Origin of the sequence: uncultured Tateyamaria sp., from assembly GCF_947488715.1 — a bacterium.
Taxonomy (GTDB): domain Bacteria; phylum Pseudomonadota; class Alphaproteobacteria; order Rhodobacterales; family Rhodobacteraceae; genus Tateyamaria.
The window spans coordinates 462,052-485,620 of sequence record NZ_CANLAG010000003.1; the positions used below are offsets into that span (position 1 = coordinate 462,052).

30 protein-coding genes are annotated in these 23,569 nt (G+C 61.3%); 19 read left to right on the plus strand and 11 right to left on the minus strand.

Going from position 1 to position 23,569, the window contains the following annotated elements:
* The first annotated feature begins 33 nt into the window (after positions 1–33).
* From Q0936_RS10110 to arsJ, 9 genes are read left to right on the plus strand one after another with little or no spacing between them, the layout of a single operon-like run.
* On the plus strand, positions 34–804 hold the full coding sequence (locus Q0936_RS10110) for an SDR family oxidoreductase (protein ID WP_299297628.1): 771 nt from the start codon (positions 34–36) through the stop codon (positions 802–804).
* Positions 804–1,694, plus strand: a complete 891-nt coding sequence (locus Q0936_RS10115; protein WP_299297627.1) for a 2-dehydro-3-deoxygalactonokinase — start codon at positions 804–806, stop codon at positions 1,692–1,694. The genes Q0936_RS10110 and Q0936_RS10115 overlap by 1 nt, the downstream gene beginning before the upstream one ends.
* Positions 1,691–2,293 carry a 2-dehydro-3-deoxy-6-phosphogalactonate aldolase gene (locus Q0936_RS10120; protein WP_299297626.1) on the plus strand — a complete coding sequence of 201 codons (603 nt, stop codon included), beginning with the start codon at positions 1,691–1,693 and terminating at the stop codon, positions 2,291–2,293. The genes Q0936_RS10115 and Q0936_RS10120 overlap by 4 nt, the downstream gene beginning before the upstream one ends.
* Positions 2,290–3,129 carry an SMP-30/gluconolactonase/LRE family protein gene (locus Q0936_RS10125; protein ID WP_299297625.1) on the plus strand — a complete coding sequence of 280 codons (840 nt, stop codon included), beginning with the start codon at positions 2,290–2,292 and terminating at the stop codon, positions 3,127–3,129. The genes Q0936_RS10120 and Q0936_RS10125 overlap by 4 nt, the downstream gene beginning before the upstream one ends.
* Positions 3,126–5,045: a beta-galactosidase gene (locus Q0936_RS10130; RefSeq protein WP_299297624.1), complete on the plus strand. Its 1,920-nt coding sequence runs from the start codon at positions 3,126–3,128 to the stop codon at positions 5,043–5,045. Before Q0936_RS10125 ends, Q0936_RS10130 begins: the two co-directional genes overlap by 4 nt.
* Positions 5,046–5,098: 53 nt before the next feature.
* Complete coding sequence (locus tag Q0936_RS10135) at positions 5,099–5,929, plus strand: helix-turn-helix domain-containing protein (RefSeq protein ID WP_299297623.1); 831 nt, start codon at positions 5,099–5,101, stop codon at positions 5,927–5,929.
* Entirely contained in the window at positions 5,926–6,918 is a 993-nt protein-coding gene (locus tag Q0936_RS10140; protein ID WP_299297622.1) for an ArsJ-associated glyceraldehyde-3-phosphate dehydrogenase, read from the plus strand. Before Q0936_RS10135 ends, Q0936_RS10140 begins: the two co-directional genes overlap by 4 nt.
* Positions 6,919–6,971: 53 nt before the next feature.
* Positions 6,972–7,637, plus strand: a complete 666-nt coding sequence (locus Q0936_RS10145; RefSeq protein ID WP_299297621.1) for a hypothetical protein — start codon at positions 6,972–6,974, stop codon at positions 7,635–7,637.
* Between the two features lie 24 nt (positions 7,638–7,661).
* A complete protein-coding gene (arsJ, locus tag Q0936_RS10150) occupies positions 7,662–8,930 on the plus strand; it encodes an organoarsenical effux MFS transporter ArsJ (protein WP_299297620.1) in 1,269 nt (422 codons plus the stop codon).
* On the opposite strand, the gene Q0936_RS10155 is transcribed toward arsJ, so the two are convergent.
* Complete coding sequence (locus Q0936_RS10155) at positions 8,899–9,645, minus strand: TIM barrel protein (RefSeq protein ID WP_299297619.1); 747 nt, start codon at positions 9,643–9,645, stop codon at positions 8,899–8,901. The genes arsJ and Q0936_RS10155 overlap by 32 nt on opposite strands.
* Positions 9,642–10,541: an L-threonate dehydrogenase gene (ltnD, locus tag Q0936_RS10160; RefSeq protein ID WP_299297618.1), complete on the minus strand. Its 900-nt coding sequence runs from the start codon at positions 10,539–10,541 to the stop codon at positions 9,642–9,644. Before ltnD ends, Q0936_RS10155 begins: the two co-directional genes overlap by 4 nt.
* Before the next feature lie 644 nt (positions 10,542–11,185).
* On the opposite strand from ltnD, the gene Q0936_RS10165 reads away from it, so the two are divergent.
* From Q0936_RS10165 to Q0936_RS10175, 3 genes are all read left to right on the plus strand, one after another.
* Complete coding sequence (locus Q0936_RS10165; protein WP_299141306.1) at positions 11,186–12,124, plus strand: sugar ABC transporter substrate-binding protein; 939 nt, start codon at positions 11,186–11,188, stop codon at positions 12,122–12,124.
* Between the two features lie 101 nt (positions 12,125–12,225).
* Positions 12,226–13,308, plus strand: coding sequence for an ABC transporter permease (locus Q0936_RS10170; protein ID WP_299141304.1), 1,083 nt, complete (start codon positions 12,226–12,228; stop codon positions 13,306–13,308).
* Positions 13,309–13,322: 14 nt separating this feature from the next.
* Entirely contained in the window at positions 13,323–14,099 is a 777-nt protein-coding gene (locus tag Q0936_RS10175; RefSeq protein WP_299141302.1) for an ATP-binding cassette domain-containing protein, read from the plus strand.
* A gap of 75 nt (positions 14,100–14,174) precedes the next feature.
* On the opposite strand, the gene Q0936_RS10180 is transcribed toward Q0936_RS10175, so the two are convergent.
* From Q0936_RS10180 to Q0936_RS10205, 6 genes are all read right to left on the minus strand, one after another.
* Complete coding sequence (locus tag Q0936_RS10180; protein ID WP_299378077.1) at positions 14,175–15,308, minus strand: Gfo/Idh/MocA family oxidoreductase; 1,134 nt, start codon at positions 15,306–15,308, stop codon at positions 14,175–14,177.
* Between the two features lie 265 nt (positions 15,309–15,573).
* Positions 15,574–16,584 (minus strand): AI-2E family transporter, encoded by a 1,011-nt coding sequence (locus Q0936_RS10185; protein WP_299297616.1) that lies wholly within the window; start codon positions 16,582–16,584, stop codon positions 15,574–15,576.
* A complete protein-coding gene (locus Q0936_RS10190; protein ID WP_299297615.1) occupies positions 16,577–17,362 on the minus strand; it encodes a hypothetical protein in 786 nt (261 codons plus the stop codon). The genes Q0936_RS10185 and Q0936_RS10190 overlap by 8 nt, the downstream gene beginning before the upstream one ends.
* A complete protein-coding gene (locus Q0936_RS10195; RefSeq protein WP_299297614.1) occupies positions 17,352–17,744 on the minus strand; it encodes a phage holin family protein in 393 nt (130 codons plus the stop codon). Before Q0936_RS10195 ends, Q0936_RS10190 begins: the two co-directional genes overlap by 11 nt.
* Positions 17,744–18,175, minus strand: coding sequence for a hypothetical protein (locus Q0936_RS10200; protein WP_299297613.1), 432 nt, complete (start codon positions 18,173–18,175; stop codon positions 17,744–17,746). Before Q0936_RS10200 ends, Q0936_RS10195 begins: the two co-directional genes overlap by 1 nt.
* A 267-nt stretch (positions 18,176–18,442) precedes the next feature.
* A complete protein-coding gene (locus Q0936_RS10205) occupies positions 18,443–18,913 on the minus strand; it encodes a PRC-barrel domain-containing protein (protein WP_299297612.1) in 471 nt (156 codons plus the stop codon).
* A 177-nt stretch (positions 18,914–19,090) separates the two neighbouring features.
* On the opposite strand from Q0936_RS10205, the gene Q0936_RS10210 reads away from it, so the two are divergent.
* Both Q0936_RS10210 and Q0936_RS10215 read left to right on the plus strand, forming a co-directional pair.
* The gene (locus Q0936_RS10210) at positions 19,091–19,258 is read left to right on the plus strand and encodes a hypothetical protein (RefSeq protein WP_299297611.1); all 168 of its coding nucleotides are present in this window, start codon (positions 19,091–19,093) and stop codon (positions 19,256–19,258) included.
* Positions 19,259–19,269: 11 nt separating this feature from the next.
* Positions 19,270–19,419, plus strand: a complete 150-nt coding sequence (locus Q0936_RS10215; RefSeq protein ID WP_299297610.1) for a hypothetical protein — start codon at positions 19,270–19,272, stop codon at positions 19,417–19,419.
* Between the two features lie 62 nt (positions 19,420–19,481).
* On the opposite strand, the gene Q0936_RS10220 is transcribed toward Q0936_RS10215, so the two are convergent.
* Positions 19,482–20,321 (minus strand): formate/nitrite transporter family protein, encoded by an 840-nt coding sequence (locus Q0936_RS10220; protein WP_299297609.1) that lies wholly within the window; start codon positions 20,319–20,321, stop codon positions 19,482–19,484.
* 205 nt (positions 20,322–20,526) lie between these two features.
* On the opposite strand from Q0936_RS10220, the gene Q0936_RS10225 reads away from it, so the two are divergent.
* On the plus strand, positions 20,527–20,736 hold the full coding sequence (locus Q0936_RS10225; protein ID WP_299297608.1) for a DUF2945 domain-containing protein: 210 nt from the start codon (positions 20,527–20,529) through the stop codon (positions 20,734–20,736).
* A gap of 21 nt (positions 20,737–20,757) precedes the next feature.
* Complete coding sequence (locus Q0936_RS10230; protein WP_299297607.1) at positions 20,758–20,955, plus strand: PLDc N-terminal domain-containing protein; 198 nt, start codon at positions 20,758–20,760, stop codon at positions 20,953–20,955.
* Between the two features lie 103 nt (positions 20,956–21,058).
* Here Q0936_RS10230 and Q0936_RS10235 read toward each other — a convergent pair whose 3' ends face one another.
* Entirely contained in the window at positions 21,059–21,787 is a 729-nt protein-coding gene (locus Q0936_RS10235) for a Crp/Fnr family transcriptional regulator (protein ID WP_299297606.1), read from the minus strand.
* Positions 21,788–21,870: 83 nt separating this feature from the next.
* Here Q0936_RS10235 and Q0936_RS10240 point away from each other — a divergent pair, with 83 nt between their 5' ends.
* Positions 21,871–22,242: a hypothetical protein gene (locus Q0936_RS10240; RefSeq protein ID WP_299297605.1), complete on the plus strand. Its 372-nt coding sequence runs from the start codon at positions 21,871–21,873 to the stop codon at positions 22,240–22,242.
* Here Q0936_RS10240 and Q0936_RS10245 read toward each other — a convergent pair.
* A complete protein-coding gene (locus Q0936_RS10245) occupies positions 22,239–22,544 on the minus strand; it encodes a hypothetical protein (protein WP_299297604.1) in 306 nt (101 codons plus the stop codon). The two genes, Q0936_RS10240 and Q0936_RS10245, sit on opposite strands and share 4 nt — an antisense overlap.
* A 128-nt stretch (positions 22,545–22,672) precedes the next feature.
* On the opposite strand from Q0936_RS10245, the gene Q0936_RS10250 reads away from it, so the two are divergent.
* Positions 22,673–22,840: a DUF1328 domain-containing protein gene (locus Q0936_RS10250; RefSeq protein WP_299297603.1), complete on the plus strand. Its 168-nt coding sequence runs from the start codon at positions 22,673–22,675 to the stop codon at positions 22,838–22,840.
* Positions 22,841–23,061: 221 nt separating this feature from the next.
* Positions 23,062–23,562 carry a DNA starvation/stationary phase protection protein gene (locus Q0936_RS10255; RefSeq protein WP_299297602.1) on the plus strand — a complete coding sequence of 167 codons (501 nt, stop codon included), beginning with the start codon at positions 23,062–23,064 and terminating at the stop codon, positions 23,560–23,562.
* Positions 23,563–23,569: the final 7 nt, after the last annotated feature.

Sequence of the window (23,569 nt, forward strand, 5' to 3'; positions counted from 1 at the left end):
CCCCGATATGAGACCCGATATGAGAGTTGAGCCATGAAAGACATTGCCACATTCCACGACCTTGCGGGGGCTTCGGTGTTCATCACCGGGGGCGGTGCCGGAATTGGTGCGGCCCTGAGCGAAGGGTTCATCGAGCAGGGGGCCAAGGTGGCCATTGTGGGCCGGTCGGATGCGACAGCGTTCTGTGACGAGATGGAGGCCAAGCACGGCGTGCGGCCGTTGTTCATGCAGTGCGACATCACCGATACCGACCTGTTGAAGGCGTGCATCGATCAGGCGGCCGAGGCGCATGGGCCCGTGACGGTGCTGGTCAACAACGCGGCCAATGACAAGCGGCATGCAACGCTGGATGTGGACAGTGCGTTCTGGGATTGGATGATCGCTGTGAACTTCAAGGCGTACTTCTTTGCCTGTCAGGCGGTCATTCCGGGGATGCAGGCCGCGGGCGGCGGGTCGATCATCAATTTCTCGTCTGTGAGCTATATGATGGGGAATGCGGGCTATCCGATCTACACCGGGGCCAACAGTGGCATCAATGGCATGACCCGCAGCCTTGCGCGCGAGTTCGGGCCTGACAAGATCCGGGTGAACGCGCTGGCGCCGGGCTGGGTACTGACGCAGAAGCAGTTGGACATGTGGGCCACGCCCGAGGGTTTGGAGGCACATATGGAACGGCAGTGCCTGAAGGAGCATCTTGAGCCGCGCGATATCGTGGGGGCCACGTTGTTCATGGCGTCCGAGGCCAGCCGGATGATGACCGGGCAGGCCATGGTGATTGACGGCGGCGTGGTGGTGACGGGCTGATGGCGGATGTGGCGTGGATCGCGGTGGACTGGGGCACGACGCAGCTGCGCGCGTGGCTGATGGGCCGTGATGGCGTCGTGCTGGACCGTCGGCAATCAGGGCGCGGCATGGGCGGGCTGGACAGCGACGGGTTTCAGCCTGCGCTGCTGGCGCTGATCGGTGACGTGCTGCCCGCGCCCGTGCTGGCCTGCGGCATGGTCGGATCGCGGCAGGGCTGGCAAGAGGCCCCTTATGCCACCACCCCTTGCACCCCGCCGGGTGCCGCAGAGGCCGTGCAGGTACCTGACACCGATCTGAACGTGCGCATCCTGCCGGGTGTCAAACAGGACAGACCCGCCGACGTCATGCGCGGCGAGGAGACCCAGATCGCGGGCTATCTGGCCACCTATCCGCAATTCGACGGCGTCATCTGCCTGCCGGGCACCCATACCAAGTGGGTGCATGTGAGCGCGGGCGAAATCGTCAGCTTTCGGACGGCCATGACGGGCGAGATGTTCTCGCTCCTCTCCACGCAATCGGTGCTGCGCCATTCGGTGGGCGGCGGCTGGGACAAGGCGAGCTTTGACGCGGGCGTTGATCAGGCGCTGTCGCGGCCAGAGGCGCTGGCCGCGTCGCTCTTTTCACTGCGGGCCGAAGGGTTGCTGGCCGGTCTCAACCCCGATGCCGCGCGCGCGCGTCTGTCGGGCCTTCTGATCGGGGCCGAACTGGCCGCGATGCGACCCTATTGGCTGGGCCAGCAGGTTGCGATGATCGGGGCCGAGGCGCTGAGCCGCGCCTATATCACCGCGCTGGAGGCGCAGGGCGTGCCGACCCACATGGCGGGCGTCGAGGAAATGACATTGGCAGGCCTGACCGCCGCCTACACCCAGATTTACGGAGAGGCCGCATGAGCCGAGAGATTATTGCCATCCTGCGGGGCATCACCCCGGATGAGGCCGCCCCGGTCGCAGACGCGCTGGTCGATGCCGGGATCATGCGGATCGAAGTGCCGCTGAACTCGCCCGACCCCTTTGACAGCATTGGCAAAATGCTGGACGCCCATGGCGATGCCGCGATGATCGGCGCGGGCACGGTTCTGGATGTGCGCGACGTCGAACGCCTGCACGAGATGGGCGCGCATATGGTGGTGTCACCCGATGCCAATGCCAGCGTGATCGTGGCCACGAAACAGGCGGGGATGCTGTCCTTTCCGGGGGTGATGACGCCCACCGAATGCTTTGCCGCGCTGCATGCGGGGGCGGATGGGCTGAAGCTGTTTCCTGCATCCCTCTTGGGTGTCGAGGGTCTGAAGGCCATTGGCGCGGTCCTGCCCAAGGGCACCAAGACCTATGCCGTGGGCGGTGTAGGGCCTGCAAATTTCGCGGAGTGGTTTGCCGCCGGTATCACCGGGTTTGGCATCGGATCGGCGCTGTTCAAGCCGGGGATGTCCGTGGCGGATGTGGCGAGCCGTGCCGCCGACATGGTCGCGGCCTACGACGCGGGCCAATGACCGGCGCGCAGGTGGCGGTGTTCGACGACCAGCGCTGTGCGCTGGGCGAGGGGCCGATCTGGCACCCTGAACGCAAAGCCTTGTTCTGGTTCGATATTCTGGGAAAGACGCTCTTTGCCAAGGGCGAGACGCGGCAGGCGTGGCAGTTTGACGAATATGTCTCTGCCGCCGGATGGGTCGACCATGACACGCTGTTGATGGCGTCGGCCACGGGGCTGTGGCGGTTTGATATTCCCACCGGCGCGCGCGATTTGGTTGTCGGGCTGGAGGCGGACAATGCGGTCACGCGGTCCAATGACGGGCGCGCCGATCCGCAAGGTGGTTTCTGGATCGGGACGATGGGTGTGGACGCAGAGCCGCACGCCGGGGCGATCTATCGGTTTTATCGCGGAGAGTTGCGGCAGCTCTTTGACCGGATCACGATATCCAACGCGATCTGTTTTGCCCCTGACGGGCGGACGGCCTATTTCACCGACACGTTTTCGCGGCGTATTCAGCGGGTTGCGCTGGATGCAGACGGCTGGCCCGTGGGCGCGCCGGAGGCGTTCATTGACCTGCGCGCCGACGGGTTGAACCCGGATGGCTGTGTGGTGGATGCGGGCGGAAACCTGTGGAACGCGCAATGGGGCGTGGGGCGCGTGGCCTGTTATGGTGCGGATGGCGCGTTCCTGCGCAGCATCGCCTTGCCCGCGAGCCAGACGACCTGTCCGGCCTTTGATGGCACGCGGATGTTTGTCACCTCTGCCGCGCAGGGGGTGGACGAGCCACAGGGCGGCATGACCTTTGAAATCGAGGCTGGCGTGATGGGCCAGCGGGAACATCAGGTGATCCTATGAAGCGGACCTTGGGCGTTTGTTATTACCCCGAACACTGGCCCGAGGCGCAGTGGGCCGAGGATGCGGCGCGCATGGCCGATCTGGGCCTGACATGGGTGCGCATTGGTGAGTTCGCGTGGAAGCGGATGGAGCCGGTGGAGGGCACTTATGAGTGGGGTTGGCTGGACCGCGCGATCGAGACATTGGGGGCCGCGGGGCTGAAGGTTGTGCTGGGCACGCCCACGGCCACGCCGCCGGCTTGGGTGGTGGCCAAGCATCCGGGCATGTTGCCTGTGGATGCAGAGGGGCGCGTGCGTGGTTACGGGTCGCGCCGGCATTACTGTTTTTCCCATGCGGGATATCTGGAGGAATGTCGCCGGATCGTGACGGCGATGGCCAAGCGGTACGGGCGCAACGGGCACGTGGCGGCGTGGCAGACGGACAATGAGTATAGCTGTCACGACACGGTGCTGAGCTATTCCGATGCCGCGCGCGATGCGTTCCGCGACTGGCTGCGGGCGCAGTTTCCGGGGGCGGGCAATGACGGGGATATTGCGGCGCTGAACGCGGCCTGGGGCAATGTGTTCTGGTCGATGGACTACGACGACTTCGATCAGATTGGCCTGCCCAACCTGACCGTAACGGAGGTGAACCCGGCGCATGCCCATGCGTTCCGGCGGTTTGCGTCCGATCAGGTGGTGGCGTTCAACCGGGCGCAGGTGGATATTCTGCGGGCCCATTCGGATGCGCCGATTGCGCATAACTACATGGGGCGGATCACGGATTTTGACCACTTCAAGGTGGGGGCGGATCTGGATATCGCGTCGTGGGATTCCTATCCTCTGGGGTTTCTGGAGGACCGTTCGGGGGCTGGTGACGCACATCAGCGCGCCTATGCGCGGCAGGGCGATCCGGATTTTCAGGCCTTTCACCATGATCTCTATCGTGCCGTGGGGCGCGAGGGTCGTTGGTGGGTGATGGAGCAGCAGCCCGGCCCGGTGAACTGGGCGCCGTACAATCCCGCCCCCTTGCCGGGCATGGTGCGGTTGTGGACGTGGGAAGCCTTTGCCCATGGGGCGGAGGCGGTGTGCTATTTCCGCTGGCGGCAGGCGCCCTTTGCGCAAGAGCAGATGCATGCGGGCCTGTTGCGCCCCGATTCCGCGGAGGCCGAGGCGTTTGGTGAGGCCCGGCAGGTGATGGCCGAGCTGGCAGGGGCGCCGGATGTGGAGGTGGCGCAGGCGCCCGTTGCGATCCTCTTTGACTACGATGCCGATGCGGCCTGGGCAGTGCAGCCGCATGGGGCGGGGCTGAGTTATTTCGGGCTGGTGTTCGACTGGTACCGGGCGTGCCGCAAGCTGGGGTTGTCGGTGGATATCGTGCCGGTGACGTGCCGCGATTTTGACTGGTATGACCTCGTGCTGGCGCCGGGGCTGATGCACATGACGGACGACCTGAAAACTGCGCTGGAAGCGGCGGATGGTCAGGTGATTGTGGGGCCGCGGTCGGGCGCGCGGGATGCGCATTTCTGCATCCCTACACCTCTGCCACCTGCATGGCCCGCCAGTGATCTGGCCGTGTCACGGGTGCAGTCGATGCGGCCTGACATGCCGCTCGATGTGGCGGGCGGAGGTCAGGTCATTGGCTATCTCGAACAGCTCGAAGGTGGTGGCGATGTGGTCATGTCGACCGAAGACGGCGCACCGGTCGCGGTGCGCTGCGGCGCGGGCACGATCTATGTCGGCGGCTGGGGAGATGACACGGCCCACATGCGCTTGATTCGCGACCTTGCCCCAACGCTGACCACCGTTGAGATGCCCGAAGGCGTGCGGCGTCGGGCGACGGGGACAGAGCAGTTCTGGTTCAACTACGCGGCACATGACGTGGAAATCCAAGGTGAAATCGTGCCACCGGCAGGGGTCAAACGCACAAGCCTCTGAGGCGGGGCGCGCACTGTCACATCTATTTCACAAAACCATGAAATAGAGCGACCATGTTGTTGAACCAATTGTCTATCCTGAGCCATCCCGAGCGGATGCGCGTGTTTCGCCTGCTGATGCGGCGATGTCCGGATGCCGTGCCTGCGGGAGAGATCGCGCGGGTGCTGGATCTGAAGCCCTCGACTACCTCGGCCTATCTGTCGGCGCTGTCCGGCGCAGGCCTGATCGGCCAACAGCGCGACGGCACATCGCGGCACTATGCGGTGCGGCTTGCCGGTGTGCGGGCACTGGTTGGGGACCTCTTTGCCGATTGCTGCAACGGGCGGCCTGATCTGTGTCCGCCCGGCGTGGTTGCCCCGTCCGGCGATGCCGACGGCGCGAGGGATGGCAAACAGAACGTCCTCTTTATTTGCACGGGCAACGCCGCCCGCTCGATCTTTGCCGAGGCGATTATGCGCGATGCGGCAGGCGACCGGTTCAACGTGTTTTCGGCGGGTACAAACCCGCAACCACGGCTGAACCCCATGGCCGTCGAGATGCTGCGGCAAAAGGGATTGGACACCGCCACATTGCGGGCCAAACACCTGTCGGAATTCCAGGCCGCCGACGCGCCAGTCATGGATTTCGTGTTCACGGTCTGCGACGCCGCCGCGAATGAGGAATGCCCGCCCTGGCACGGCCAACCCATTTCAGGTCATTGGGGCCTGCCTGATCCGGTCAAGGCCACTGGCACGGATGCAGAAAAGCGGCTGGCCTTTCAATCTGCTTATGGCGCGATACGCAACCGTATCGTCGCCTTTGCCGCGCTGCCGATGGAAACCCTGACGCGCGCCTCACTGCAACACGAGGTCGATGCGATCGGCCAAACGAAAGACGAGACATGACGACATACGCGCTGAACGGCCTGGGCCGCATTGGGAAGCTGGCTCTGAAACCCTTGTTGGAGCGGGGATGTGACATCGCTTTTGTCAACGATGCGGTGGGCGATCCGGCGATGCACGCGCATCTGTTGGAATTTGACACGGTGCATGGCCGCTGGGACGCTGCATTTGAGGCGGATGCGACAAGCATAAGCATCGATGGCACACGCATCCCGGCCTATGGCGTGAGCAAGATTGAGGAACTGCCGCTGGACGGTGTCGATGTGGTGATCGACTGTACCGGCGTGTTCAAGACCGAGGCCAAGTTGGCCCCCTATTTCGCCGCTGGGGTGAAGAAGGTTGTGGTGTCTGCGCCGGTCAAGGACGGCGATACGGCGAACATCGTTTATGGCGTCAACAACGAGGTCTATACCGGCCAACCCATCGTCACGGCGGCGTCCTGTACAACCAACTGTCTGGCACCGGTGGTCAAGGTCATCCACGAAGGTTTGGGAATCAAACATGGCTCGATCACCACGATCCATGACGTGACCAACACACAGACCATCGTGGACCGTCCGGCCAAGGATCTGCGGCGCGCGCGTTCGGCGTTGAACTCATTGATCCCGACAACCACGGGATCGGCGACTGCGATCACGCTGATTTACCCCGACCTCAAGGGCAAGCTGAATGGCCATGCGGTGCGAGTGCCGCTGTTGAATGCGTCGCTGACTGATTGTGTGTTCGAGGTGGCCCGCGAAACCACCGCCGAAGAGGTGAACGCGATGTTCAAGGCGGCGTCCGAAGGGCCGTTGCAGGGTATTTTGGGCTATGAAACGCGCCCGCTTGTGTCGACCGACTATGTGAATGACGCACGTTCCTCGATTGTTGATGCGCCTTCGACTATGGTCGTCAACGGTACACAGGTGAAGGTCTATGCCTGGTACGACAATGAATGGGGTTACGCGCACCGTCTTGTGGATGTGGCGCAAATGGTTGGGGAAAGTCTTTGAAGTTACGGAATATATTGTCGGCTTTGGCCGCGCTCGCCTGGGGAACTGCGGCCGTGGGTCAGCAACCGATGGGCATCGTCTATGAGACGAATGGGGTCAAAGCCATTGATGTGGTGTTTCTGGGGTGCAAGACGAACAATCTCTTCGAAGCGCCTAGGGCGGAGTGTAGCGTCAGTGACGGCACCAAACCCAGCGGTTTCGTTGTGGTTGAACCGTCGGCGGCGGCGCTGGTGCAGGAACCTGCCGGTCTGGAGATGACCCTGACTGTGCGGAATGCGAACGTGGGGACGCCCGCGTTCAGCGATGTCATGGCTTACACCGTCGCGGATACGCCGGCCAATACCGCGACGCTGGGTCGTCTCGGGCTGGGGCCCAAGCCGGAGGCGCAGGTTGTTCCAACCCTCGCCGGGATGGCCGGTTTGTGGCATCGCGACAACAGCACGGATGCGTTTATCATCCACCGAAATTCGGCGGGCTTTCGCTATGACCTTGGCGGCATGGTCAACTTTTTTGTGGCTATCGACGTACGGTCAGGCAACTGCTCGGGGCATCCGCGTGTTGCGCATCACATCGTGGCGGAGTTCAAACAGGCCGATGGTGGCCCGCAGTGTTGGGACATCGAGGGGTTCACCGGTGACACGCTTGTGGTGACGCGGCGCACGCTCGCGACGCGCACGGGGCGTGGCACGACGGCGGTTTACCGGCGTCAAAAGAACTGACGACTGAGGCGCAAGAGGTTCGACATGCCTGTCACGGAACGCCCTGCGGGGTTTGCCGCCTATGTGGCGGTCACAGCGGCCTATTGGGCGTTCATGCTGACCGATGGGGCGTTGCGGATGTTGGTGCTTTTGCATTTCAACAGCCTCGGGTTTTCGCCGGTTCAGTTGGCGTATCTCTTTGTTTTATATGAGATCGCGGGGGTTGTGACCAACCTGAGCGCGGGTTGGATCGCGGCGCGGTTTGGATTGACCACGACCCTATATGCCGGGTTGGGATTGCAGGTTCTGGCGTTGGTTGCGCTGGCGCAGTTGGACCCCGCGTGGTCAGTTGCGGCATCGGTTGTGTTTGTGATGGCCGTGCAGGGCGTGTCGGGCGTGGCCAAGGACCTGGCCAAGATGTCGTCGAAGTCGGCAGTCAAGCTGCTCGCGCCCGAGGGCGATGGGCTGTTTCGCTGGGTGGCTTTGCTGACAGGGTCAAAGAACGCGGTGAAGGGGTTCGGGTTCCTGCTGGGGGCGGCGGCGCTGGGTCTGTTTGGCTTTGTGCCAAGCGTTCTGGGGATGGCTGTGGTGCTGGGTGTGATCCTTGTGGCGGTGTTGGTGCGGATGCCGCCTGGTCTGCCTGCGGGGCGCAAAGATGCAAAGTTCCGGGATGTTTTGTCGAGCAATCCGCGTGTGAATTGGCTGAGTTCCGCGCGCGTGTTCCTGTTCGGGGCGCGGGACGTGTGGTTTGTGGTGGGCATACCGATCTATTTCTATTCCGTCCTCAGCGATGGCAGTCCCGAAGGGCAACGCGCGGCGTTTTTCATGATCGGGGTCTTTATGGCGATTTGGGTGATCCTGTACGGCGCCGTACAGGCGCGCGCGCCAACGCTGTTACGCAGCCATGCGCGGTCGGCGCAGGAGTTAGCGGGTTCGGCGCGGTTCTGGGTTGGTACGCTGGTCTTTGTGCCGGCAGTGCTGGCGCTGGCGGTCTGGCTGGTGGGGCAGCCGACATGGTGGCTGACCACCTTGGTGGTTGTCGGGCTGCTTGTATTTGGCGTGCTCTTTGCGCTCAACTCGGCGCTGCATTCCTATTTGATCCTTGCGTTCACCAGTGCCGAACGGGTCACGATGGACGTGGGGTTTTACTATATGGCGAACGCGGCTGGACGTCTGATCGGGACGGTTCTGTCGGGGCTGACCTATCAGTTGGGCGGTCTGCCTTTGTGCCTTGGTACGGCTGCGGTGATGATCGCGCTCAGTTGGGTGAGCATTGGGCGCATCAGCGGTGGCGCGTCAACCAGCCCAGCGTAGCGTCTGTATCGCCACCGGGTTTGTATTCCGCACCCAGCGGAGCGGGCCAGCCCGTGAGATGCCCAAAGATCGTGGCATAGTCCAACTCACCATGATCCGGGGCGCCACGGTCGGGGACCGAGGCGAACTGGATATGCCCGATGATGTCATGCAGATCGGTGAGGCGGGTGAGGATGTCGCCCTCGGTCCGGCCCACGTGGTAGCAGTCGAACATCAGCTTGAGATTGGGGGCGGCGACCTCGGCAATGATTGCGCGAGCCTGATCGGTGGTCTGCAGAAAATAGCCGGGCGCATCGTGTCGGTTCAGCGGCTCGATCAGGATGGTACGGGACGTGGCCGCGCAGGCATAGCGCAGGTTGCTGACAAAGGTCGCATGGGCCTCGGACCCGCTTGCAAAGCCACACATGACATGGATGGCGCCAGCATTTACCACGTCAGCATAGGCAACTGCCTGATCGATCGCGGCGCGCGCGTCGTCGTCGCGGCCCAGCAGGGCGGCAAGGCCATTTTCGCCCCCAGCCACATCGCCGCGTGACGTGTTCAGACCCAGCATGGGCAGTCCGGTTGCATCCAGCGCCGCCGCCACGTCTGCGGCGGGCGTGTCGTAGGGCCAGTGACATTCGACCGCATCGAACCCTGCTGCATGTGCGGCGTGAATTGCGTCGGGCAGAGGGCGATCCGCCCAGAGAAAACCAAGATTTGCGGAGAACTTCATGCGTCTTCTCCGGGCAGGGTCAAGCCTGCGTTTCGGGCGTAAACCTTGGCCACGGCGGCGTCATCTTCGCCACCCAGCCCCATGCCCGCCGCCGCAATGAACTGCTGCAGGGCAGCGGCTGTCACCGGGGCGGAAAAGCTGGCGGATTTCGCGATGTCGAGCACGATGCCGAGGTCCTTGGGCCAGATGTTGACCGAACTGTGCGGGGTATAGTCACCCGCAACAATGTGTGGCGCGCGGTTCTCCAGCATCCAGGAGGATCCCGCGCATTTGCTGATCACCTCGACAAACTGGTCGGGGGCGACGCCCTGAGTCATGCCAAAGGTCAACGCTTCGGCCATGGTGGCGATGTGGACACCTGCCAGCAGTTGATTGACCGCCTTCATCGCGGAACCCGGCCCCGCCTGATCGCCCAGCCGGAACACGGTTTCAGCAGTCGCATCGAGGATGGCCTCTGCGGCGGCAAAAGCTTCGGGTTTGCCAGCGGCCATGATGGACAGCGCGCCTTGGGCGGCCTTGATCGAGCCGCCCGAAATCGGCGCATCGAGATAGTGAACACCTTGTGCCTGACACTTCGCCTCCATCTCGCGGGCGAAATCCGGGGGCACAGTCGCGCATGCCATGACAACCGCGCCGGGTTTCAACGAGGGTACCAGCCCGGCATCGCCAAACAGTACGTTTTCAGTCTGCGCCGCGTTCAGAACGACGACAATGACCGCATCAAGGTCGCCTGCCACATCGGCAAGAGCGCCCGCCGCACCCCCTTCGGACTGGAAGCGTTGGACCTGGGTTTCGTTGATGTCAAACCCGTGGGTGATGTGCCCTGCGGCCAAGCAGGACTGTGCGATGCCGTACCCCATGGAGCCAAGGCCGATAACTGCGGTTGTGTGGGGCATGGTCGTCTCCTGATTTGTCAGATTGCGCTATCATGGCCATTGATCGGCAAAGGGCAAGGCGTGAGACGGAAGCGCGTGCGCGGTTGGTTTTGACCGGGGTCGCCAACGGGTTCGTCGTTGGTGTTGGGCGGTTTGGATCGGGTGGATTTGCATTGCCGCAAAAGTGCCGATTTCAAACAGTTTGGCCTGAACAAATGGCTGGCTTGGCATGCTCAAGAAAGAGGCATTTGGGACTACGTTTCGAGATTTCGCATCCACGAAATTCGGATGTTCGGGGCCGTTTCAATGAGATTCGGTTCACTGCCGTGCGCCATCAAATGCCTGCAATTCGGGTAAGGTGGCGACAGTATCGATCTTGGCGTTTCAAGCGTTGATGTCGCACAAATCGCATTAAAAACAACAACCTAAACGTTTCTAAAAAATATTCTGCAACCGGTTGCAAATTGAGGCAGACGGCGTAGACTTTGTGCATGGCTGCTTGCAAGGGGAGCGTTTCAGTCCCGGCCCGGACGTCCAGATGACGGACAGAAGGCGGCGGGGTGATCGGCTCAGGAGACGCGCCAGCCAGTGTTGACCAAGGCCTGTATCCAGTGCCGGTCGGACAGAAAAACACGCGTGCGTCGGGCACGCAAAAGGGAGAGAAAATGAAAAAGTTCCTTATCACAGCGGGCATGGCTGCCCTCATGTCGACCACCGCCATGGCAGAGACCATTGGCGTGTCGGTTGCACGTTTTGACGACAACGGCCTGACGATCATGCGCAACGGCATGACAACGCATGCCGACGCGCTGGACGGTGTCGATCTGATCATGGAAGACGCGCAGGACGACGTGGCGCGTCAGTTGGACCAGATCAACAACTTTATCGCTTCGGGCGTGGATGCGATCATCGTCAACGCGGTTGATACCAACGCGACTGCCGCGATGAGCCAGGCCGCGGACTCTGCCGGTGTGCCGCTGGTCTATGTGAACCGCCAGCCGATCAACATGGATACATTGCCCGAAGGGCAGGCGTTTGTGGCGTCGAACGAGATCGAGTCCGGTACGCTGAAAGCGTTCGAGATCTGCAAGAACCTGCGGGCTGCGGGCAAGTCGGGCGGCGCGACCGCGTACATGCTGATGGGGCAGTTGTCCAACCAGGCGGCAGTCCAGCGGTCCAAGGACGTCGAGGACGTGTTGGGCATGGACATGTGCAACTTTATCACGCTGATCGACAAGCAGACGGCGAACTGGTCGCGCGACCAGGCGCAGGATTTGATGAGCAACTGGATTTCGTCGGGCGAGCCGTTTGATGCGGTGTTTGCCAACAATGACGAAATGGCGATTGGTGCCATCCAGGCGATGAAGTCGTCGGGCATTTCGATGGATGACGTCGAGGTTGGCGGTGTTGATGCAACGCCGGATGCGCTGGTTGCGATGCAGGCGGGCGACATGGATGTGACCGTGTTCCAGGATCTGGCCGGGCAGGGCGCCGGGTCAATCGACACAGCCATCAAGCTGGCCAAGGGCGAAGACGTCGACAAGACGGTATTCATCCCCTTCAAGCTGGTCACGCCCGACAACGTGTCCGACTTTCTGAACTAACCCACTCACGCACGTGATGGATTGGGCGGTGCAGCAGTGCCGCCCAATCTGCACGACAAGGCATAGACGCGGCGCAAAAGCCGCTGGATGGAGAGGCACCTATGGCCGACGCAACTCAGGGCACCGGCGGACTGACGTTCGACGCAAAAAAACGGGCCTGGCCGAACGAGCTGAATATCTTTTTCGCGTTGATCCTGATCATTTTCGCCTTCGAGGCGGCGGGGCAGATCCTGCCGTACATGAAGGGGCAGAGTTTTCTGTTCGACACCCGCGACCGGTTCGACAGCATTTTCAACGAAGCCCGGCTCAAGATCATCATCCTGCAGGTGGCTATTATCGGGATCATCGCGCTGGGGGTCACGCAGGTGATCATTTCGGGGGGGATCGACCTGAGTTCCGGTCCGCTGGTTGGGGCCACGGCGATGATCGTGATGTCCTTTGCGCAGACCGAGCTGGTCAATGGGGGGCCGAACCCCAAGGCCGTGTTCGGGGCGTGGGCCTTTGATCTGCCGGTGTTGGTGCCGGTTGTGGTGGGTTTGACGTTTGGGGCGTTTATCGGGGCCATAAACGGCAGTCTGATTGCCTACACCCGCATTCCGCCGTTCATCGCGACACTGGGGATGTTCCTGATCTGCCGCGGTATTGCGCAGGCCTGGACCCGTGGTCAGCCTGTGTCCTTTCCCACGGAAAGCTTTGCTGTGATCGGCAAGGGGATGATGCCGGTCTATCTGTTTCTGGCGCTGGCTGTCCTGTTTCACCTGATCCTCAAATACACGATCTACGGCAAGCACACCTATGCCATCGGATCGAACGAAGATGCGGCGCGTATGTCGGGCATCAACGTCAAACGGCACAAGGTCATGGTGTATATGATCGCGTCTATGCTCGCGGCTTTTGCGGCGATTGTGCTTAGTTCCAAGAACCTAACGGCGCAATCGGGCATGGGCATCTTTTACGAGCTCTATGCCATCGCCATGGCGGTGATCGGCGGGGTCAGTCTTACCGGCGGGCGCGGGTCCATCATCGGGACCGTTCTGGGTGCCATGGTGTTTGGCGTGATTCAGTCGGGGTTCACCTACATCAAGCTGGACGCGTTCTATCAGTTGATGGCGATGGGGGCGATCATCATTGGTGCAGTTGTGCTGGACAAGGTCCGGCAGGAACGTGCGGCGGCGCGAAGTTGAGGGAGGACCAAGCCATGAGCGATACTATTCTTGAGACCAAAGGTCTGACCAAACACTATGGCGGTGTGCACGCCCTGACGGATGCGGATTTCTCTCTGAAAAAGGGCGAACACGTGGCCATCATGGGGGACAACGGGGCGGGCAAGTCGACCTTTGTCCGTCAGATCACCGGGGTGGAGCAGCGCACGCGCGGCGAGATCATTTTTGACGGCAAGCCGGTGCATTTCGGCGGGCCACTGGATGCGCGTGAGGCCGGGATTGAAACCGTGTTTCAGACGCTCGCACTGGCGGATGATCTGGATGTGCCAGACAACCTGTTTCTGGGTCGCGAGATGACGCGCTTTAACTGGTTGGGGCCATTCCGTATCCTTGACTACAAGGGGATGCGCCAGGCGACGCTGGATGGGTTGGAAAAGACTGCAGTGAAAATTCCCAACATCCGCAATACGATCCGCAACATGTCAGGTGGACAGCGGCAATGTGTGGCCATTGCCCGTACTGCCACATTCCATTCCAAGCTGACGATCATGGACGAACCCACCGCGGCGCTGGGTGTTCAGGAAACCGCGCAGGTGGAAAACATCGTCCGCACCCTGAAAGAGGCGGGCGAGCCGTTGATCCTGATCAGTCACAACATGCGGCAAGTCATGGATCTGGTGGACCGCATTGTCGTGTTCCGCAGGGGCCGTATCGTGGCGAACCTGAACAAGGAAGACACGGACGGTCAGGACATCGTGGCCTACATCACAGGCGCAAAAACGCAGCCTGAATACGACCTCGAGGCCGTCTGAGCATCATAGCCGGTTGGGTTATGGGGTCTCGCAGCAAAGAGAAAGGCCGGTTCTTAGGAACCGGCCTTTTTGATGTTAGCGCAGTGATGCGGGGCGGGCATCGACCCATGCGCCATCGGCCTTGGCTGAGGCGACGCATTGGTGCACCGCAGACATGGATCGCAGTCCGTCCATGGCCGTGGGGTAGGCGCCATGCGTTTCGCCGCGAATGGCGGCCGCGAGATCGACGTAGATGTTTGTCACCGCCATGGGGAAACCTTCGGGGTGGGCAATAGCCACGCGGCTGAGGCGTCCGGCCTCGTCGGACAGCCCGGCCTCGCCTTTTTCCATGATCTGCGTGCGGCCACCCAGCGGAGTGTACATGACTTGGCCGGGTTGTTCGGCCCACCACTTCATGCCGCCGGTTTCGCCAAAGACCTGTATTTCGAACCCGTGTTGACGCCCGATGGCTACCGACGATGTCCAAAGCCGACCGATTGTGCCGCCTTCCATGCGGAAGTTGACCATGGCGTCATCTTCGAGCACGCGGCTGGAGATGGTTGAGGCAAAGTCGGCGGACAGCGTCTTGACCTCGTCACCGGCGATAAAGCTGGCAAGGTGCATGGCGTGAATGCCGCAATCAGCAAATTGCCCGGACACGCCTGCCATGGCCGGATCATAGCGCCAGCGCACGCGCGGGTTGTCAGCGTCGGCGGCATCCCCGTGGTGGCCGTGGCTGAAATTGACCACGATCACGCGCACTTTGCCGATGTCGCCCCGTGCCACAATATTGCGCATTTCGCGCACCATCGGATAGGCGGAATAGCAGTAGTTCACGGCACAGACCTGACCGGTTTTGGCGGCGATCTTGACGATCTCTTCGCCCTCTTCGACGGTCATGGTCATCGGCTTTTCGCACAAGACGTTGAACCCGGCCTCGAGAAAGGACTTGGTGATCTCAAAATGGGTGGAATTGGGCGTGGCGACTGTGACCAGATCGACCTTGTCATCGCGGCCCTTTTCACCCTCGAGCATGTCTTGCCAATTGCCATAGGCGCGGTCGGCTGCAACGCCGAGGCGCTGGGCGTAGGCTTTGCCCCTTTCAGCGTCGTGATCGAGCGCCCCTGCCGCCAGGACAAAGTTGCCGTCGGCCTGTGCGCCAAGACGGTGGGCGGGCCCAATCTGGCTGCCTTCTCCGCCGCCGATCATGCCCCAATTCAGTCGTTTCATCTGCTGTCCTTTCAAGAGCCGATGGGGTGCAGGCGCTCACCGTCGACCTGCGTATGGTTCTGTCTATGCCGGGTGACGCGGGGCGATGCAAAAGTCTTTGGCGGTTGCCGGCGTCCATTGCTGTACCTTGTCCCGACACAGAGTGTCTTTTCAGCGGCTACATGCAAGTGTTGCAACCGGTTGCAATTGGATAACGGCACTCGGTTTCTTTCTCAAGCTGCAAATGCAGTTTTGAGCAGGAGCGTTAGACGGACAGTGGAGGGATTTAGGCGGCGCGGCGTTCCAGTGCGCGGCGGGCTTCGTTTTCCTCGGTGATCAGGACATAGGCCCACACCAGAATGGGCAGTGCGACGATACCGCCAACAGGGCCCCAGAGCCACAGGCCAAAGACGATGGCGAGGAACACGGCCAGAGGGTTGAGCGACAGGCGGCGTCCGACGAATGTCGGGGTGACGAATTGCGCCTCGATCAGGTTCAGGACCAGGAAGACGGCGGGGGGCAACAGCACCATACCGCCGGAAAAATGCGTCATGCCTGCGATCAAGAGGGACACAACCATGATGGCGGGCCCCAGGTAGAGTACAAAGTTCAGCAGGAAGGCGGCGGCGCCCCAGACCATTGGATCAGGCACTCCCATCACGGTCAGGGCCGCGGCGACGGCCATCCCAAGCGTGGCGTTCACGGCGGCAATCGTCACAAAGTAGTGGGACACGGCGCGGTCGGCGGTGGTCAGCCGGCGTCTGGCTCTGGGGCCAAGCCAGTCGTAGATGTCGCTGCGCGTGAGCAGACAGAAAAACAGCGTGCCAAGGGCGATCAGCGCCTGTGCCATCAGGTTCGGCGCGAGCCAGAGGGCATCGATGACCGTTGGCATTGCCTCTTCCATCGCCTCCTCGCCACGTTCGGCGAGCTGCCCTTCGAGTGCTTCGAGGCCGCGCAGGGCAAGCGTCAGGTCAGACATCCATGTGCGCAGGTGATCAGAGACGCGTGGCAGGACGTTGACGAGTTCCATGATAATCGGTCCGGCCCACAGGGCGATGAGTGCCAGTGCGACAACCGCAAAAACAAGCGCGCCAAGTGCGCCGACGACATGCGGCAGGTTCAACCGTGCCATGAGGCGCATCGCGGGCGTCAGTACAGTGGCGAGGGTCAGCCCCAAGACGATGGGCGCCGACACGGCCTGGCCAAATTTGAGCGCGCCGATGCAGGCGATGGATGCGATTGCTATCAGGCAGACCGTTTGCAGGTCTGCCCGACCAAAGGGACTTCGGTCATCCATGTGTTGCGCCGCGCCCGTTGCCCTGATTGTCGAGCGCGTCGCGGGCTGCGGCCATGCCGCTGTCGATGGCCGATTTACTGCGGGCCTCAAGGGTCGCGATTTCGTCGCGCAGAACGGCTTCGGCGTCGCGCAGCAGCTGGTCACGCTTTGCCCCCAGCACTTCGGCCTCGCGGCGTGTGCCGGGCAGGGCGGCCCCGATCAACGCGCCGATCCCGGCGGCCACGAGGGTGGTGACGATGGGCCGTTCCTGGTGCGTTTTCTGAGCTGCGGCGGCCAGTTTGGCGCTGTGGCGTTCAAGCTTTTCCTGTGCCGCGATGGCGTTCAGGCGCGCGGTGCGCACCTTGGCGCGCGCATCGGGGCTGAGGCGGTCCAGTCCGGCGTCCAGCTTGATCCGCAGGGCCTGCGCGCGGCCTGGACCAACATCGACATTGTCCGCTTGAACACGAGCCTGTTGTTTGTGCCGGGCGGCGGCACGCGCGATGCGTTTGTTGGCCTCACCGCTCAACGGTGCAGACGATGTCGGCTGTGGTTCTGGCGAGGGGGCGGGGCGTTGCGGCAGGGCGAACATCGCAATGCCAGCACCGACAACGGCCACGCTCAGCGGGTTGGCGCGGGCGCGCCGGGTTACGAGGCGCGCGAGATCAGCCAGTTGCGTTGTGGCAGCATGCCCGGCCGCTTCGGGTGCGCGGTTTGACAACAAGGCGTTAAGCGCCAGTGTCAAACCTTCGCGGTGCCCGTCAGCGTCGGCGCGGGCGGTGTCCATTGAATTACGAGACATGAGTTTTCTCCGTGACGAGGCGTATGGTTTCAGCGGCATGTGCCGCCGTGCGTGTGGGTGCGATGGCCTTTGGGGACAGGCGGTTCAGACCCAGCCACAGGGCAAGTGCCGATACAATCAACAGGCCTGTGCCCGTTGCGAGCGCGGCGAGCCAAGCGGCGAGACCGAGTGCCGTGAGCCCGAGAAACAGAGCCGCTGTCAGAGCAAAGAGTGCGCTGAACGTGGCGGCAAAGCCGATCGCGGCGAGGATCAAGCCGGTGCGCGCCGCCCGCAGGTTCTGCGCCATCTCGCCACGGGCCAAACGCCATTCGCTGATCAAAAGGCCGCGCAGATGCGCCGCCACGTTTTCGATTTGCGCAAGGGGCGAAGGGTGGGGTTGCATTACGACTGCTCCAGATGATTTGCCCACGGATCATGTGCGCCCGCCACGTCGTCAGGCCGCGCACCGGCCTTGAGAAAGCGGGCCGCGGCAAAGCCCAAGAGCGCCGCGCCGCCCAAAACAAGCGCGGGGTTGCGGCGTGTAAAGTCGCCAGCCTGACGGGCCAACGCCTCGATATCTGATGACTTGAGGTGATCGGCAACGTGCCCAAGCGCGCTGATCGCGTGATCCAACATCGGGTCGGCGATATGGTTCTCGGGCAGTGCATCGCGCGCAGCCTCAGTGGCGTCAGCGACCTTGGACACATGCGCGGCGGCGTCAGATTTTACGCTGTCTGCAGTGCGGGATGCGGTGTCCTTGATACCGTCGGCAATCTGGTGTCCGGCATGCGCAATGTCGTCCTGTACCTGAAGGTGCGGTTCGCTACGGCTCATGAAACTATCCTCTTGCATATGGGTGGTGCGACCGTGTCGCCCAGTTGGATAGTCAACGAACGATGCCGCTGTTTGTTCCAAAATAGATTGGGCGGGTGTGCCCCTTGGCCGTCATTCGTTCGGCGCGCTCTGCCGCCCGCTGACGCCGCTCAGGCAACAAAAAGGCGCGCTGCCAGGACAGTGGCAGCGCGCCTGCGTTGGACCGGATGGGGATATCCCGGTCACTCTCAGGGGCATGGCGGACGGGCCAAGCCCCCTGGTTTCGCCTTATGACTCGTATGCGGGCAAAGCTTCCAACTGGGATTCGGTCATCGCGGCGTAGACGCGCATATCGTCGCCTTCGGCTTCTTGCTTGATCGTGAGGCTGTCAAAGCTGACCAACACGTCTTTTTCACCGATGGCGAGGAAACCGCCGACGCCCAGAACAGCGCCCTGGATGGTGCCGTCGGTCGAGACGATCACGCTGTCGATTTCGCCGATCCATTCATCGTTTGCATCGTAGACGCGCATGCCCGTCAACTCTTCGGTTGTCAGCTCTGTCGCCGGTGCAATAACCCACCCGTCGCGTTCAATCTGAGGCGCGTCGAACGTGGCCAAGTCGTCGGATTTCCAGTTCTCGTCCATCACGATGGGGCTGTCGCCATACGCGGTCTCGTTCTTGGTTGCTTTGGCTGTGTCACCAGCGATCAGCGGTGTTGCAACAGTCAGGGCAAGGACGGACGCAAAAATGCGTTTCATAGTGTTTCCTCCATTTTAATCATGGTGTTAGCGCAGCGGCGTGCTGCTTGGGAATGAAACGGGCGACGCTGTGAAAGGTTCCCGGTCGGTCGAAAATTATTTGGTGTTTTGCCGACAATGGAACGATTGTGCCGTGGTTTGGGTTGTGCCTGTGAACGTCAGAAAAGGAGAGACCCAATGTCTGCACCCGACACGAACATTAAGGCCCAAGCCTGGTATCACCGCCCCTCGTTGATCGGCATGGCGGTTGTCCTCGTCGGCGCGCTTGTTTTTGTCTTTGGTGCGCAACTCGCACCCGATGATGACGCCGCCCTGACCGAAGCACCGATTGCAGCAACCGAGTAAAGGAGAGCGACATGGAAGCCCCTATTATCCCAATTCTGTTTATGCTGACCGCCTTTGCGGTGATCGTATGGGCATGGATGAGCAAGCGCGCGACCGAACAGCGGATGGATGACCCTGACGCGCCGAAATCGACGCTCGCCAAGGACGCGCCCGATCACTGACCGCAAGATTGCAAAGATCCCGCGACACCGATGTGTATCGCGGGATATTTGCCGTGTGAGGGTCATGCGTTTGATTTGACCTCGGGCATGATCTGGGCCCAGACCAAGACCGTAAAGATGACTGTGCCGCCCACCACATTGCCGGCCAGAACGGGTATAAAAAATTCGAACAGCGCTGATGCCAGACCCAGGTCACCCTGCACCAACAGGTAAGCCATTTCGACGGACCCGGCGACGATGTGCGTGAAATCACCCAAGGCAATCAGCCAGGTGAACAGAAAGATCAACGCCACCTCACTGCCCTTGGCGCTGGGCAACATCCACACCAGCGCGGCGATCAGGACGCCGGCGGGAATCCCGCGCATGAACCCTTCGCCCGGTGCCATGCTTGTGGCGTGTGCGCTGAGCTGTTGAAAGGCATCAGCCACGTCTTCGGCGAGGACAGGGGCATAGGCGAGGAACGTCGCGACCACAAAGGCGCCAATCACGTTGGCGGCGATCACGATAGTCCATAATTCGACGGTGCGGATCAGACAGGCACGCGATCGTTGGACCAGAACAGGGGCGACCGTGGTGATGGTGTTTTCGGTAAACAACTGCATCCGCCCGAGGATGACGAGCAAGAAGCCGAACGTATACCCCATGTTTTCAATGATATAACGCCATTCCGCGTCTGGAAGCCGTGCGCGCAAGAGGGCCTCGCCCAGCACGGAAAACGATATCAGGATGCCTGCGGCGATGCCCGAAAACCAAAGAGACCGGTTGGGACGTTCCAACTCTTCTTCGCCATTGCGGCGGATGGCTTCAAAGATCAGTTTGGGCGACAGCGGTGCCACTTCGTCGACGGCATCTGCCTCGTCGGCGTGGTCGATGAGGTCTGATGGGTCTGAGTGGACGGACATATATGTCTCCGGGTTGCAGTGCGGATTGCACCATTCAGACAGAAACGCATGGGACGCGGGATGGGTTCCAACGGAAATTTTGCCTGACGCACAGGGCGCGTGGACAGTTGCGGGCAGCCGCGTGTTTCAAGGTTCCGTGGGGAATGAAGGGAACAAATCCGCATCTGCGACGTTGACCCCGTGAAGACCAAACGGAGACATCACAATGGCCGCAATCGGCGACCGGGTCACATGGAACTGGGGCAACGGCACCGGATCTGGACAGGTCAAACAGGTATTCACCGACACGGTGACCAAGACGATCAAAGGCACCGAGGTCACGCGAAACGCCACTGACGACAATCCCGCCTATCTGATCGAACAGAAAGACGGGGATTGCGTCCTCAAAAGCAGCTCGGAGATCGAGGCTGCGTAATCGACCAAAAGGAGAAATATCATGGGTATCGAAGTTGCCGGCATTGGCGGTTTTATCCTTCTCATCCTCGTCATCTGGGCCATCGTGTCCATCGTCAGTTCGGGCGCCAGCACCGGGAGCAAGGTGTTGTGGGTCTTGCTGGTGCTGGTCTTGCCAGTGATTGGCTTTATCGTATGGCTTATCGCCGGGCCGCGCGGCCGCGGTCGCGCCAGCATCTAACGCCGTACACACGACGCGCCATTCCCTCGGTGCGGAAACAGGCCCGCCACATCCAGTGTGGCGGGCCTTTCTCGTTTCTCCGGCTTGGTCACAGGCTGTTCGTCTAGATCAAGGGGCGCGTTGCAAACCTGTCTTCTTCGATTTGTGCGATTTCGCCCAGCCGTTCGAGGTTGTGGACCGTCAACTGATCGTGGGACCACGTGACGACCTGCTCTTCGCGCAGGCTGGCCAGCGTCTTGTTGGTATGGACCAGCGACAGACCCAGCGCATCGGCGAGATCCTGTTGGCGGTAGGGCAGCGGGACGGAGTTGCCCGCACCCAGCTTTACGTCGCTGAGCCGCGTGAAAAAGCGGTGCATCGCCCAAGCCACTTTGGCGCGCGCGTCAAGTTGCCCGACAACGGCAAGCGCCTCGCCCAAAAATTGTTCCTCGACCGCTGCGATGCGCGTGAGGTCATAGGCGCGGTCCGGATGGGTTGTGAAAAGCGTCCACAGTTCCGATCGGTTGAACGTACACAGCTGCATTCGCGTCGACGCCTCGACCGAGTGGCCCATTTCGGACATCACCCCGGCCTGCAAGCCGATGAAATCGCCGGGCAGGACAAAACCGATCACCTGGCGTCGCCCGCTTTGCAATGTCTTGTAACGCACCCCCATCCCTCGAAGGCATGTGAACAGATGTGTCGAGGATTGGCCCTGCGCCATGATCTCAGTGCCGGGTTGGGCCTCCAGCTCTCCGGTTTTGAACCTTTCCATAAAGGCAATTTCCGAGGTGGACATGGGAAGGAACGCATCAATTTTGCGCAGTGGACAGTTTGAACAATTGGTCGACATTTTTTCCGTCTTCTATGTCACAGTTTAATTCGCGACGTTTCTGGCTGTGGCAAGAGGGGTGTCTGTGGCCATGGGAATGAAAAATGACTCCTCGCGATCTAAGCCGACAATCCGCGTTGGTGGTTGGCACCAATGCGGTCGAAATCATGGATATCGAAGAGTATCTGACACTGTCCGGCTGGAGCACACCCGTCATAGCACAAGCGTTTGATGAGGCAGAGCGCATTCTGGAACGTGCGGATGGCGCCATTCACCTCGTGATCGTTTTGCTGCCACAAGGGCACCCGGACGCAGCCGCCATTATCCGCACCTGCATCTCGCTTGGCATTGGCCTCATTGTGATGAACGGCGCGCGGACGAAGCTCGTGGATGGCCAAGTCATCATGCTGACCCGGCCATTTGTTGAGCGCGACCTTGATGAAGCGTTGCACGCTTTGGGTCTAGCGGTCGTTTAGTCGCGCCGCGCCAGCGCAAAGCCCACCAGCACACCAAGGCCCACGGCCCCTGCGACGGCCATGCCCGGATTGCGGCGCACGGTTGCAAGCGCACTGTCCTGGGCGCTTTTTGCCGTCTTTTCAACACTATGCGCCGCTGTTTGCAGTGCTTCGCGTCCGTCATGAGCGACGGCACCAACCGTTTCGCGCAGGGTGTCGGCTTGGGCGCGCGCACTGTCCGCCCATTCGGCGGCGGTCGCGCTGATGCTGGTGTCAGATCCGTTGGGTGTCGGCAGAATGGATGTGGTTCGAGCGTTCGACATTGTAAGTCCTTTCGCGGTTGCTTCGGACGTTAAACGAGTGGTGCGGCGAAATTGTTCCATTGCCTTTTTGGGGAACCAAATGACGGCAGATGGCGTTGACCCTTCGAACCGAGACGAAAGGAAACACAATGCTTTACTGGTCTGTTATCTTCTTAATCATCGCTCTTGTGGCCGCTGTCTTTGGATTTGGTGGTATCGCAGCGGCGTCCACGGGTGTCGCACAAATTCTGTTTGTGCTGTTCATCATTCTGTTTGCAATCACGCTGGTGGTGCGGTTGCTGCGTGGCCGTCCCTGATGCGCGCAGGGCGCATGATCTGATCATTCCTCCCTTCCTGAATTGCCACGAGTTCTACTACGCCGTTGGTGCGGACTGGGGTCGAACACAGCAAGTCTCAGCCCGCGTACCATTTCATTCAAAACGTACATTCTCGCCGCGAAACGTTGCACAGCGTGTGGAACCCAGCGGCGGGGCTTGGCGTTAGATTTACAACCGAGAGACACAAAAGGAGAGGCATCATGTCAAACGCATTGAACGTCGTCCCATCCGAAGATGAAGTCAGCACAGGTGTGCGTGACACCGCCGCAATTGCCGAAGGTCTCGCCGACGTTTTGGCAGACACATACCGCTTGGTGTTCAAGTCGCACGCCTATCACTGGAACGTCGAGGGGCCGCTGTTCTACTCGGTCCACAACCTGACGGAAGAGCACTACGGCAACATGTTCGGCGCCGCCGACGATCTGGCAGAGCGTATCCGCGCGCTGGGTCACCTGGCACCAACGTCGATGGCCGACATCGTGGGGCGGTCGCGCATTGACGACCGACACGGGCCGTCGAGCACTGAAGACATGGTTTTGGATCTGGCCGCTGACCACGAACGGCTGGCGCACCGGCTGCACGCGCTGATCGAGATGGTGGAAGGTCGCAAGGACCCGGTGACCGAAGACATGGCAACGGAGCGCAGCGCGTTCCACGAGAAAGCCGCGTGGATGCTGCGGGCGCTGGCCAAGTCTAGCTAAGGGTTAA